Origin of the sequence: Streptomyces malaysiensis subsp. samsunensis (assembly GCF_024519315.1) — a bacterium.
GTDB lineage: Bacteria > Actinomycetota > Actinomycetes > Streptomycetales > Streptomycetaceae > Streptomyces > Streptomyces malaysiensis.
This window is the reverse complement of sequence record NZ_JANIIC010000011.1, coordinates 71,314-84,350: the sequence shown is the minus strand read 5'-3', so window position 1 is coordinate 84,350 and position 13,037 is coordinate 71,314. Positions and strand designations below refer to the sequence as shown.

Here is a 13,037-nt window from a genome sequence, read left to right as displayed (position 1 = left end):
TCCCGTGGGCGGGCTTCAGCGCATCGGCGAGACGCCTACGGCGCTATTTGGCCGGGGCCGGCTCCGGCTCCTCCGCGTTCTTGCCGCCGTCCTCCGGTTCGGCCGGGGTCTTCACCGAGTCGAGGAGCAGCTGCGCCACATCCACGACCTGGAGCTCTTCCTTCACCACGCCGTCGCCCGCGGCGGAGCCGCTATTGGACGCCTTCTTGCCGTTGACGGAGTCGGTCAGCATCACCAGGCAGAACGGGCAGGCGGTGGAGATGATGTCCGGGTTGAGGGACAGCGCCTCGTCCACGCGCTCGTTGTTGATGCGCTTGCCGATCCGCTCCTCCATCCACATCCGGGCGCCGCCCGCGCCGCAGCAGAAGCCGCGCTCCTTGTGGCGGTGCATCTCCTCGTTCCGCAGCCCCGGCACCTTGGCGATGATCTCGCGCGGCGGGGTGTAGACCTTGTTGTGGCGGCCCAGGTAGCAGGGGTCGTGGTAGGTGATCAGACCCTCGACCGGGGTGACCGGGACCAGCTTGCCCTCGTCGATGAGGTGCTGGAGCAGCTGGGTGTGGTGGATGACCTCGAAGTCGCCGCCCAGCTGCGGGTATTCATTCGCGATGGTGTTGAAGCAGTGCGGGCAGGTGGCGACGATCTTCTTCCTGGACTTCTCGACCACGACGCCCTCGGCACCGTCCTCACCTTCGGCGGACTCACCGAACGCCATGTTCAGCATCTCGACGTTCTGCTGGCCGAGCTGCTGGAAGAGGAACTCATTGCCCAGTCGGCGGGCGGAGTCACCGGTGCACGCCTCGTCGCCGCCCATGATCGCGAACTTGACGCCCGCGATGTGCAGCAGCTCGGCGAACGCCTTGGTGGTCTTCTTGGCCCGGTCCTCCAGGGCGCCCGCGCAGCCGACCCAGTACAGGTAGTCGACCTCGGTGAGGTCCTCGATGTCCTTGCCGACGACCGGCACCTCGAAGCCTGTGTCCGCTGCGAGCTCCTTGGTCCATGCCAGCCGCTGCTTCTTGGCCAGCCCCCAGGGGTTGCCCTTCTTCTCCAGGTTCTTGAGCATCGTGCCCGCCTCGGACGGGAACGAGGACTCGATCATCACCTGGTAGCGGCGCATGTCCACGATGTGGTCGACGTGCTCGATGTCCACCGGGCACTGCTCGACGCACGCACCGCAGGTGGTGCAGGACCACAGCACATCCGGGTCGATGACGCCATTCTCCTCGAGCGTGCCGATCAGCGGCCGCTCGGCCTCCGCCAGCGCGGCGGCGGGCACCTCGGCGAGCTGCTCCTCGCTCGCCTTCTCCTCGCCCTCCACCGTCTTGCCGCCACCGGCGAGCAGATACGGGGCCTTGGCGTGCGAGTGGTCGCGCAGCGACATGATCAGCAGCTTGGGCGAGAGCGGCTTGCCGGTGTTCCAGGCCGGGCACTGCGACTGGCAGCGGCCGCACTCGGTGCAGGTGGAGAAGTCGAGGATGCCCTTCCAGGAGAAGTGCTCGATCTGCGAGACGCCGAACTGGGCGTCCTCGTCCGGGTCCTCGAAGTCGATCGGCTTGCCCTCGCTGGTCATCGGCTGGAGCGCGCCGAGCGCCACCTCGCCGTCCGCGTTCCGCTTGAACCAGATGTTGGGGAAGGCGAGGAACCGGTGCCAGGCGATGCTCATGTCGAGGTTGGTGCTGACCGTGATCATCCAGATCATGGTCGTGCCCAGCTTGATCATCGCGAAGAAGTAGGTCAGGTTCTGCACCGTGTCCACGCTGAGCCCGTCGAAGAGCTGGACCAGCGGATACGAGGCGAAGTACGCGGGCTCGTAATGGTCGACGTGGTGCAGCGCGCCCTCGGTGCCGCGCAGCGCCATGATCGCGAGGCCGATGATGAGGATGACGTACTCGACGAAGTACGCCTGCCAGGCGGTGGAGCCCGCGAACCGGGACTTGCGCCCGGCCCGGCTGGGCAGGTTCAGCAGCCGGATCACCATCAGCGTCAGGATGCCGAGCGTGGTCATCGTGCCGATGAACTCGATGTACAGCTCGTAGGGGAGGAAGCCGCCGAGGATCGGCAGCGTCCAGTCCGCCTGGAAGAGCTGGCCATAGGCGTTGATGATGGTCGGCGGCAGGGTGAGGAAGCCGATCGCCACGAACCAGTGGGCGACGCCGATGACGCCCCACTTGTTCATGCGCGTGTGTGCGAGGAACTCGCGGACCAGGGTCACGCTGCGCTGCCAGGGGTTGTCGGTCCTGGCCCCCGCCGGGACCGGGGCGCCGAGCTTGAAGAAGCGCACGAACTGTGCGACGGCCCGGCCGAGCAGGGCAACGCCGACCGCGGTGAGGACCAGCGACACGATGATCGCGGCGAGTTGCATAAGGGGCTCCTCGAACCTGCGAGAGCTGGATTACTAAGCAGTAACTTAATGTGGCTTGACCGAGATTACCCGCCCGGACGGGCACCCATGTAGTCGACCAGCCGGTGATCTGTGTCGCTCACTTGGCCTCTCCTCCACCTCTTCCTCGCCCCCTTGGGTATAAGTCTCATATAAAAGTTGAGCGGCGTCGACTCAGGTCTGTTGACAGCGGCTAACCGTTGGTGCACGCTTGAGCCTGTTCCACTCAATGCTGTAGCTGGAGGATCCCGAAATGGCACGTGCGGTCGGCATCGACCTGGGTACGACGAACTCCGTCGTCAGTGTTCTCGAAGGCGGTGAGCCCACCGTCATCACCAACGCCGAGGGCGCCAGGACCACGCCGTCCGTTGTGGCGTTCGCCAAGAACGGCGAGGTGCTGGTGGGCGAAGTCGCCAAGCGCCAGGCGGTCACGAACGTGGACCGGACCATCCGGTCGGTCAAGCGCCACATGGGCACCGACTGGAAGATCAACCTCGACGGCAAGGACTTCAACCCCCAGCAGATCAGCGCCTTCATCCTCCAGAAGCTGAAGCGCGACGCCGAGTCGTACCTGGGCGAGAAGGTCGCGGACGCGGTCATCACCGTCCCGGCGTACTTCAACGACGCCGAGCGCCAGGCGACCAAGGAAGCCGGTGAGATCGCGGGCCTCAACGTTCTGCGTATCGTCAACGAGCCTACTGCCGCCGCGCTCGCCTACGGGCTGGAGAAGGACGACCAGACCATTCTGGTCTTCGACCTCGGCGGCGGCACCTTCGACGTCTCGCTGCTGGAGATCGGCGACGGCGTGGTGGAGGTCAAGGCCACCAACGGTGACAACCACCTCGGTGGTGACGACTGGGACCAGCGCGTCGTCGACTACCTGGTCAAGCAGTTCAACAACGGCCACGGCGTCGACCTGTCCAAGGACAAGATGGCCCTTCAGCGCCTCCGCGAGGCCGCTGAGAAGGCGAAGATCGAGCTCTCCAGCTCGTCCGAGACCACCATCAACCTGCCCTACATCACGGCGTCCGCCGAGGGCCCGCTGCACCTGGACGAGAAGCTCACCCGCGCCCAGTTCCAGCAGCTCACCTCCGACCTGCTGGAGCGCTGCAAGACCCCGTTCCACAACGTCATCAAGGACGCGGGCATCTCGCTGTCCGAGATCGACCACGTGGTCCTGGTCGGTGGCTCCACCCGTATGCCCGCCGTCGCCGAGCTCGTCAAGGAGCTGACCGGCGGCAAGGAGGCCAACAAGGGCGTCAACCCGGACGAGGTCGTCGCCATCGGCGCCTCGCTCCAGGCCGGTGTCCTCAAGGGTGAGGTCAAGGACGTCCTGCTGCTCGACGTCACCCCGCTGTCCCTCGGTATCGAGACCAAGGGCGGCATCATGACCAAGCTGATCGAGCGCAACACGACCATTCCGACCAAGCGCTCGGAGATCTTCACCACGGCCGAGGACAACCAGCCGTCCGTGCAGATCCAGGTCTACCAGGGCGAGCGCGAGATCGCGGCGTACAACAAGAAGCTCGGGATGTTCGAGCTGACCGGTCTGCCCCCGGCCCCGCGCGGTGTGCCGCAGATCGAGGTCACCTTCGACATCGACGCCAACGGCATCATGCACGTCGGCGCGAAGGACCTCGGCACCGGCAAGGAGCAGAAGATGACCGTCACCGGCGGCTCCGCGCTGCCGAAGGACGACATCGACCGCATGATGCGCGAGGCCGAGCAGTACGCGGAGGAGGACCACAAGCGCCGCGAGGCCGCCGAGACCCGCAACCAGGCCGAGCAGCTGGTCTACCAGACGGACAAGTTCCTCAAGGACAACGAGGACAAGGTCCCGGGCGAGGTGAAGACCGAGGTCGAGGAGGCCCTCACCGAGCTGAAGGACAAGCTCAAGGGCGAGGACACCGCCGAGATCCGCACCGCGACCGAGAAGGTCGCCGCGGTCAGCCAGAAGCTGGGCCAGGCCATGTACGCCAACACGGCGGACGGCGCGGGCGCGGCCGGTGCCGCCGCCGGTGACGCCGGCGCGGCGGGCCAGGCCAAGGCCGATGACGATGTGGTGGACGCCGAGATCGTCGACGACGACAAGGCCGACAAGGGCCAGGGTGGTGCGGCGTGACGGAGGAGACCCCGGGCTTCGAGGAGCAGCCCGACGTCCCCCCCGAAGCCGCGCAGACCCCCGACGACGCGGCGAAGGGCGCCGGGTCCGCCGACAAGGCGGGCCCGGCGGCCCCGGCCGGGGACATCGAGCAAGTAGCCCTTCAGGCACAGCTGGACCAGGTGCGCACCGCGCTGAATGAGCGGACGGCCGACCTCCAGCGGCTCCAGGCGGAGTACCAGAACTATCGGCGCCGGGTCGAGCGGGACCGGGTGACGGTCAAGGAGATCGCCGTGGCGAGCCTCCTGTCCGAGCTGCTGCCCGTGCTCGACGACATCGGGCGCGCCCGTGACCACGGCGAGCTCGTCGGCGGGTTCAAGTCCGTGGCCGAATCGGTGGAGACGGTGGTGGCCAAGCTGGGCCTCCAGCAGTTCGGCAAGGAGGGCGAGCCCTTCGACCCGCTGGTGCACGAGGCGCTGATGCACTCGTACGCGCCGGACGTCACCGAGACCACGTGCGTGCAGATTCTTCAGCCGGGGTATCGAATCGGCGAGCGAACGATCCGCCCGGCGCGGGTCGCCGTCGCCGAGCCCCAGCCCGGAGCCACCCCCGCCAAGGGTGACGAAGGCGAGGCCGCCGCCCAGGACGAGGAGAGCGGTGGCCCGGAAGAGGGCTGACGCGACGGTGACCGCGAGAGCAGTGAGAGAGGAGGGACGTCGGGGATGAGCACCAAGGACTTCGTGGAGAAGGACTACTACAAGGTCCTCGGCGTCCCCAAGGACGCCACCGAGGCGGAGATCAAGAAGGCGTACCGGAAGCTCGCCCGCGAGTACCACCCGGACGCCAACAAGGGTGACGCCAAGGCGGAGGAGCGGTTCAAGGAGATCTCCGAGGCCAATGACATCCTCGGGGACCCCAAGCGGCGCAAGGAGTACGACGAGGCCCGCGCCCTCTTCGGCAACGGGGGATTCCGCCCCGGGCCGGGCGGCGCGGGCGGCACCGGCAGCTTCAACTTCGACCTGGGCGACCTCTTCGGCGGCGCGCAGGGCGGCGGTGGGGGTGGCGGTGGCGCCGGTGGTTTCGGCGGCGGGCTCGGGGATGTCTTCGGCGGGCTGTTCGGCGGCCGCGGCGGCGCCACCCGCGCCCAGCCGCGCCGGGGCCAGGACATCGAGTCCGAGGTGACGCTCAGCTTCACCGAGGCCGTCGAGGGGGCCACGGTCCCGCTGCGGATGTCCAGTCAGGCCCCGTGCAAGGCGTGCTCGGGCACCGGCGACCGGGACGGCACCCCGCGGGTCTGCCCGACCTGTGTCGGCACCGGCCAGGTCAGCCGGGGCGGCGGGGGCGGCTTCTCGCTCACCGACCCGTGCGTGGAGTGCCGCGGCCGCGGGCTGATCGCGCAGAACCCGTGCGAGACCTGCAAGGGCAGCGGACGGGCCCGTTCCGCCCGCACCATGCAGGTCCGTATCCCCGCGGGCGTCAGCGACGGCCAGCGGATCCGGCTGCGCGGCAAGGGTGCCCCGGGCGAGACCGGCGGCCCGGCCGGCGATCTGTATGTGGTCGTGCATGTGGACGCGCATCCGGTCTTCGGCCGCAAGGGCGACAACCTGACCGTCACCGTGCCCGTCACCCTTCCCGAGGCGGCGCTCGGCGGCGAGGTCAAGGTCCCGACCCTGGGCGGCCCGCCGGTCACCCTGAAGCTGCCGCCCGGCACGCCCAATGGACGGACCATGCGCGCCCGTGGCAAGGGCGCGGTGCGCAAGGACGGCACCCACGGAGACCTGCTGGTCACCGTCGAGATCACGGTGCCCAAGGACCTGAGCGACTCGGCGCGGGACGCGCTGGAGTCTTATCGCGAGGCGACCGTGGGAGAGGACCCGCGGGCGGAGCTGTTCAAGGCCGCGAAGGGAGCTTGAGATGGACGGCCGCGGTGGAATCGGAGGCAGGGGCGCTGGCCGACCCCGCAACCCGTATGAGCTGACCGAGGATTCGCCGGTGTACGTCATCTCGGTGGCCGCTCAGCTCTCCGGGCTGCACCCACAGACCCTGCGTCAGTACGACCGCCTCGGCCTGGTCTCCCCCGACCGCACCGCCGGCCGCGGCCGGCGGTACTCCGCGCGCGATATCCAGCTGCTCCGCCAGGTCCAGCAGCTGTCCCAGGACGAGGGCATCAACCTCGCCGGGATCAAGCGCATCATCGAACTGGAGAACCAGGTCGCGGCCCTCCAGGCCCGTGTCGCCGAGCTCCAGGCCGCGGTCGAGGGCGCCGCGACGGCCATGCAGCAGCGCGAGGCCCAGGTCCATGCCTCCTACCGCCGCGATCTGGTCCGCTACCAGGACATCCAGCAGAGCAGCGCCCTGGTGGTCTGGCGCCCCAAGCGCCCGGAGTAGCGCCCCCGCGCGCCCCTCCTCGTGGGCCCGGTGACCGTCTTACGGCCGCCGGGCCTTTCGCATGCCCTGAGCCCGCGGAGCCCGCCCGGGGCACTCCCGGGGCATTCCCGGGGCACTCCCGAGCTCTTGAGCGGGCGCGCCGTCGGGGCGGCCCCGGGCGCACCATGGAGGTATGGGAGGAGGCATCGCCATGGTGGAAGTCAAGACGATCGAGAAGCCGGATGAGCGGCGTGACTTTCCCGGGGGCCATATCGAGGTCCTGCATCTGACCGGGCTGGATTTCGCCGTGGGCACCTTCGAGCCCGGATGGCGCTGGCGCGAGTCGGTGCGGCCGATCGTGGGGACCGATCTGTGCGAGGTCCACCACAGCGGGATCGTGATCCAGGGGCGGATGCGGCTGCGCACGGCTGATGGCGCGGAGGCCGAGGTCGGGCCGGGGGACGTGTTCGTGGTGGCGCCCGGCCATGACGCATGGGTCGTCGGCGATGAGCAGGTCGTGGTGTACGACATGGCCGGGCAGATGGCGAAGACGTACGCGAAGTCGAGCGAGGCCGGGGTCTGAGCCGGGGGGCGGGAGCGGCGTCATAGAGCGGTCCAGCCGTCGGCAGGGGACGAGATGACTTCCGGTCGGAGACCACCGCGCGGCCCCCGCCGCGGAGCGTGGCCGCACGGCAGCGCCCGTACCGACCAGCTGCTCCGTACGCTGCTGCGCCGCCGCAAGGAACCGCTGGCCATCGAGGACATCACCGTAGTCGACAAGCCCGGGATGCGCCGTGCCGTCGCGGCGACGGCGATCGGCAACACCATGGAGTGGTTCGACTTCGGTGTCTACGCCTATGTCGCGGTCACCCTCGGCAGGGTCTTCTTCCCCGCCGACAACCCCGCCACCCAGGTGGTCTCCACGTTCGCGACCTTCGCCGTGGCCTTTCTGGTGCGGCCGCTGGGCGGGCTGGTGTTCGGGCCGCTGGGCGACCGGATCGGGCGGCGGCGGGTGCTGTCCACCACCATGATCCTGATGGCCACCGGCACCTTCGGGGTGGGTCTGCTGCCCGGCTATTCCTCGATCGGCTTCGCCGCCCCGCTGCTGCTCCTGGCCTGCCGGGTGGTGCAGGGCTTCTCGACCGGCGGGGAGTACGCGGGGGCGACCACGTACATCGCCGAGTTCGCGCCCGATCAGCGCCGTGGCTTCCTCGGCAGCTGGCTCGACTTCGGCACCTTCATCGGCTATTCGCTGGGCTCCGGCCTGGTCACCGTGCTCACCGCCGCCATCGGCGAGAACGGGATGGTCGACTGGGGCTGGCGGGTGCCGTTCCTGGTGGCGGGGCCGCTGGGGCTGATCGGTCTGTATATGCGGCTGCGGCTGGAGGAGACCCCGGCGTTCCAGCAGGTGGCCGAGCGGGCGGCCCAGGAGGCCGAGGCGGCGCGGGCCCACGGTGACACCGTGCCGATCGAGGAGGCCCGCCAGTCCGGACGGGGGCGGCTGAAGGAGATCTTCACCCGGCACTGGCAGGCGGTGCTGATCTGCATGGGTCTGGTGCTGATGTACAACGTCACCAACTACATGGTGACGTCGTACCTGCCGACGTTCATGACCTCCACGCTCGGCAAGAACGCCACCACGGCCCAGGTGCTGGTGCTGGGCACCATGCTGTTCGTGGTGCTGGCGATCACGGTGGTGGGGCGCACGTCCGACCGCTGGGGGCGGCGGCCGCTGTTCCTCTTCGGCAGCCTCGGCATGGTGGTGGTGGCCGTTCCGGCGGTGCTGCTGATCCGGGCGGGCGGTGTGCTGATGCCCGCGATCGGCTGTCTGATCCTGGGCGCGATGCTGGTCACCTTCGCGGGGACGAGCGCCGCCACGCTTCCGGCGCTGTTCCCGACCCGGCTGCGCTACGGCGCGCTGTCGATCTCGTACAACCTCTCCGTGTCGCTGTTCGGCGGGACCACGCCGCTGCTGGCCTCCTGGCTGGTGGCCACCACGCACAACACGCTGGTGCCCGCCTACTACCTGATGGTGGCGGGTGTGATCGGGCTGGTCTCCACGCTGTTCCTGCACGAGACGGCGGGGAAGCCGCTGCGCGGTTCCGGGCCCATGGTGGAGACCGAGGAGGAGGCGCGTACGGCGGTGGCCGAGAGCCGTACGGAGGCCGGGCGGCGCGCCCGCGATGTGTGGATCCGGCTGCGCCACCCGTGGGCGGGCGCGGGGCACCGCCGGGAGAAGGACGAGGAGTGACGGGGTCCGCGGCTCGAGCCTTGTTCACGCCTCAAGCCTTCCCCCCTGGCTCAGCCCTTGCCCCTGGCTCAAGCCTTGCCCATCGCGCGGGTGAGGGTGATCTCGATGAGGACGCGGTCGGGGTTGGGGCGCGGGGTGCGCTCGTAGCGCTCGGCGTAGCGGCGCACCGCGTCCGCGATCAGCTCGGGCTCCTCGCGCACCACCGCGAGCCCCTCCAGCGTGGCCCACCGCCTGCCCGCCAGCTGGCAGACCGCGACCCGCGCACCGGCCTCGCCCGCCGCCCGGACATGGGCGACCTTACGGCTGTGGCGGTTGGCGATGACGCGGGCGAGCCCGGCCTCGGGGTCGTAGGTGACGCCGACCGGGACCACATGCGGGGTGCCGTCCGGGCGCGGGGTGGTCAGGGTGCACACATGGCGTTCGCGCCAGAAATCGAGGTACTCGGGATCGGGGTTGCGGGGATCGCGGGACATGGCACAGAACCTAAGGCCAAGGGAGTGGCGTCGGCGAGGTTGAGTGGAATAGACTCAACTTTACGGAGGTTGGGTAGGGCAGGATGGGAAGATCGGAGCGAGGAGGAGCACAGGGACGTGGATGCCGAGCTGACCAACAAGAGCCGGGCGGCGCTCAGCGCCGCCAATGACCGGGCGGTGTCCTCCGGGCATGCGGACATGACGCCCGCGCATCTGCTGCTCGCCCTCCTGGAGGGCCAGGACAACGAGAACGTGATGGATCTGCTGGCCGCCGTCGAGGCCGACGCGGCCCTCGTGCGCGATGGCGCGGAGCGGCTGCTCGCCGCCCTGCCCAGTGTCCAGGGCTCCACCGTGGCCCCGCCGCAGGCCAGCCGTGAGCTGCTGGCCGTCATCGCGGACGCCACCCAGCGGGCCAGGGAGCTGGGGGACGATTATGTCTCCACCGAGCATCTCCTCATCGGCATCGCCGCCAAGGGCGGCCAGGCCGCGGAGCTGCTCGACCGGCAGGGGGCGAGCGCCAAGAAGCTGGCCGCCGCGTTCGAGAAGGTCAGGGGTGGACAGCGGGTGACGACGCCCGATCCGGAAGGCACGTACAAGGCCCTGGAGAAGTTCGGCACGGACTTCACCGCCGCCGCGCGCGAGGGCAAGCTGGACCCGGTCATCGGCCGGGACCAGGAGATCCGCCGGGTGGTGCAGGTGCTCTCCCGGCGTACGAAGAACAACCCGGTGCTGATCGGCGACCCGGGCGTCGGCAAGACCGCCGTCGTCGAAGGGCTCGCCCAGCGGATCGTCAAGGGCGATGTGCCCGAGAGCCTGCGCGACAAGCGGCTGGTCGCCCTCGACCTCGGCGCGATGGTCGCGGGCGCGAAGTACCGCGGTGAGTTCGAGGAGCGGCTGAAGACCGTCCTGGCCGAGATCAAGTCCAGCGACGGCCAGATCATCACCTTCATCGACGAGCTGCACACCGTGGTCGGCGCGGGCGCCGGCGGCGACTCCGCGATGGACGCGGGCAATATGCTCAAGCCGATGCTGGCCCGCGGTGAGCTGCGCATGGTCGGCGCCACCACCCTCGACGAGTACCGCGAGCGGATCGAGAAGGACGCCGCGCTCGAGCGCCGCTTCCAGCAGGTGCTGGTCGCCGAGCCGACCGTCGAGGACACCGTCGCCATCCTGCGCGGGCTCAAGGGCCGCTACGAGGCCCATCACAAGGTGCAGATCGCCGATGGCGCGCTGGTGGCCGCCGCCGCACTCTCCGACCGGTACATCACCTCCCGCTTCCTCCCCGACAAGGCCATCGACCTGGTCGACGAGGCGGCCTCCCGGCTCCGGATGGAGATCGACTCCTCGCCCGTCGAGATCGACGAGCTCCAGCGGTCGGTGGACCGGATGCGGATGGAGGAGATGGCCCTCGCCCGGGAGACCGACGTGGCCAGCAAGCAGCGGCTGGAGAAGCTGCGCCGTGACCTCGCCGACAAGGAGGAGGAGCTGCGCGGGCTGACCGCCCGCTGGGAGAAGGAGAAGCAGGGCCTCAACCGCGTCGGTGAGCTCAAGGAGAAGCTGGACGAGCTGCGCGGCCAGGCCGAGCGCGCCCAGCGCGACGGCGACTTCGACACCGCCTCCAAGCTGCTGTACGGGGAGATCCCGGCCGTCGAGCGGGAGCTCGCCGAGGCGTCGGAGGCCGAGGCCGAGGTCCAGCAGGACCGTCCCACGATGGTCAAGGAGGAGGTCGGCCCGGACGACGTGGCCGATGTGGTCGCCTCCTGGACCGGCATCCCCGCGGGTCGGCTGCTGGAGGGCGAGACCCAGAAGCTGCTGCGCATGGAGGACGAGCTGGGCAAGCGGCTGATCGGCCAGACCGAGGCGGTACGGGCCGTCTCGGACGCCGTGCGCAGGACCCGGGCGGGCATCGCCGACCCGGACCGGCCCACCGGCTCGTTCCTCTTCCTCGGCCCCACCGGTGTCGGCAAGACCGAGCTGGCCAAGGCGCTCGCCGACTTCCTCTTCGACGACGAGCGGGCCATGGTCCGCATCGACATGAGCGAGTACGGCGAGAAGCACAGCGTGGCCCGGCTGGTCGGCGCCCCGCCCGGTTATGTCGGCTACGAGGAGGGCGGCCAGCTGACCGAGGCGGTCCGCCGCCGCCCGTACAGCGTGGTGCTGCTGGACGAGGTGGAGAAGGCCCACCCCGAGGTCTTCGACATCCTGCTCCAGGTCCTGGACGACGGGCGGCTCACCGACGGCCAGGGCCGGACGGTGGACTTCCGTAACACCATCCTGGTGCTCACCTCCAACCTGGGCAGCCAGTACCTGATGGACCCGCTGCTCGGCGAGGAGGAGAAGAAGCAGAGCGTCCTGGAGACCGTGCGGGCCTCCTTCAAGCCGGAGTTCCTCAACCGCCTGGACGACCTCGTGGTCTTCTCCGCGCTCAGCGGGCCCGAACTGGCCCGGATCGCCGAGCTCCAGATCGCCCGGCTGGCCCGCCGCCTCGCCGACCGCAGGCTGACCCTCGACGTCACCCCGGCCGCGCTGGAATGGCTCGCCGAGGAGGGCAACGACCCGGCGTACGGGGCGCGCCCGCTGCGCCGGCTGATCCAGACCGCGATCGGCGACCGGCTGGCCAAGGAGATCCTGGCCGGGGAGGTCCGGGACGGCGACAAGGTCCGGGTGGACCGGGTCGGCGACGGCCTGCTGGTGGGCCCCGCGCAGTAGATCCACCCCCTCCTCACCCGGTCCCGTTTCGGCTCCTCACCCCGTCCCGTTCGACCGGATCGGGCAATGTACGGCCGGGGTTGCACGGCGGGGGCGGGTGTGAGGGAGGATGGCGGTATTCCATACGAAGGGAAATCCACGGTGAGCATCGACCCGTCCTCGATTCCGAATTTCGGGGGTCAGCCCGAGCCCGAACCGACGGGTCCGAGCGGCCCCGTGCTGCCCGACCAGGACCTGGTCAAGCAGCTGCTGGAGCAGATGGAGCTGAAGTACGTCGTCGACGAGGAGGGGGACCTCGCCGCGCCGTGGGAGCAGTTCCGCACCTACTTCATGTTCCGCGGGGAGGAGGAGCAGCAGGTCTTCTCCGTCCGCACCTTCTACGACCGGCCGCACGGCATCGATGAGAAGCCGCGGCTGCTCGAGGCGATCGACGACTGGAACCGCCGCACCCTGTGGCCGAAGGTCTACACCCACACCAATGACGACGGCACGGTCCGGTTGATCGGCGAGGCGCAGATGCTGATCGGCACCGGCGTCAGCCTGGAGCATTTCGTGTCCAGCACGGTCAGCTGGGTGCGGGCTTCGATCGAGTTCGACCGGTGGCTGGTCGAGCAGCTCGGTCTGGAGGCCGACATCGAGTCCGACGGCGACGACAAGCCGGACGACGGCGAGGTCTGAGCCACACGGTCGTACCCGCCCGGTCCGCCCGGTCTGCCCGGTCTGCCCGGACGGATGGTCCTGGTCGGACGGGTGGTTCTG

General features: G+C 69.5%; 10 protein-coding genes. 8 read left to right on the top strand and 2 right to left on the bottom strand.

All coding sequences use genetic code 11. The features are described 5' to 3' along the window. Nucleotides 1-43: 43 nt before the first annotated feature. Nucleotides 44-2,359, bottom strand: coding sequence for a (Fe-S)-binding protein (locus NQU54_RS12165; protein ID WP_257631052.1), 2,316 nt, complete (start codon nucleotides 2,357-2,359; stop codon nucleotides 44-46). Nucleotides 2,360-2,630: 271 nt separating this feature from the next. On the opposite strand from NQU54_RS12165, the gene dnaK reads away from it, so the two are divergent. From dnaK to proP, 6 genes are all read left to right on the top strand, one after another. Beyond that, a complete protein-coding gene (gene dnaK / locus NQU54_RS12160) occupies nucleotides 2,631-4,499 on the top strand; it encodes a molecular chaperone DnaK (RefSeq protein ID WP_167502531.1) in 1,869 nt (622 codons plus the stop codon). Further along, the gene (grpE, locus tag NQU54_RS12155) at nucleotides 4,496-5,155 is read left to right on the top strand and encodes a nucleotide exchange factor GrpE (RefSeq protein ID WP_257631051.1); all 660 of its coding nucleotides are present in this window, start codon (nucleotides 4,496-4,498) and stop codon (nucleotides 5,153-5,155) included. The genes dnaK and grpE overlap by 4 nt, the downstream gene beginning before the upstream one ends. Before the next feature lie 45 nt (nucleotides 5,156-5,200). After that, nucleotides 5,201-6,391 (top strand): molecular chaperone DnaJ, encoded by a 1,191-nt coding sequence (gene dnaJ, locus NQU54_RS12150; RefSeq protein WP_167502532.1) that lies wholly within the window; start codon nucleotides 5,201-5,203, stop codon nucleotides 6,389-6,391. 1 nt (nucleotide 6,392) lies between these two features. Then, on the top strand, nucleotides 6,393-6,866 hold the full coding sequence (locus tag NQU54_RS12145; protein ID WP_102935280.1) for a heat shock protein transcriptional repressor HspR: 474 nt from the start codon (nucleotides 6,393-6,395) through the stop codon (nucleotides 6,864-6,866). A gap of 190 nt (nucleotides 6,867-7,056) precedes the next feature. Further along, entirely contained in the window at nucleotides 7,057-7,428 is a 372-nt protein-coding gene (locus tag NQU54_RS12140) for a cupin domain-containing protein (protein WP_257631050.1), read from the top strand. A 129-nt stretch (nucleotides 7,429-7,557) separates the two neighbouring features. Continuing rightward, nucleotides 7,558-9,096, top strand: a complete 1,539-nt coding sequence (gene proP / locus NQU54_RS12135) for a glycine betaine/L-proline transporter ProP (protein ID WP_257631145.1) — start codon at nucleotides 7,558-7,560, stop codon at nucleotides 9,094-9,096. Nucleotides 9,097-9,164: 68 nt separating this feature from the next. Here proP and NQU54_RS12130 read toward each other — a convergent pair whose 3' ends face one another. Continuing rightward, complete coding sequence (locus tag NQU54_RS12130) at nucleotides 9,165-9,569, bottom strand: pyridoxamine 5'-phosphate oxidase family protein (protein ID WP_093703372.1); 405 nt, start codon at nucleotides 9,567-9,569, stop codon at nucleotides 9,165-9,167. A gap of 117 nt (nucleotides 9,570-9,686) precedes the next feature. Between NQU54_RS12130 and clpB the strand changes: the two genes are divergently transcribed. Both clpB and NQU54_RS12120 read left to right on the top strand, forming a co-directional pair. Then, complete coding sequence (gene clpB, locus NQU54_RS12125; RefSeq protein WP_257631049.1) at nucleotides 9,687-12,278, top strand: ATP-dependent chaperone ClpB; 2,592 nt, start codon at nucleotides 9,687-9,689, stop codon at nucleotides 12,276-12,278. 141 nt (nucleotides 12,279-12,419) lie between these two features. Further along, on the top strand, nucleotides 12,420-12,956 hold the full coding sequence (locus tag NQU54_RS12120; RefSeq protein ID WP_069872709.1) for a YbjN domain-containing protein: 537 nt from the start codon (nucleotides 12,420-12,422) through the stop codon (nucleotides 12,954-12,956). Nucleotides 12,957-13,037: the final 81 nt, after the last annotated feature.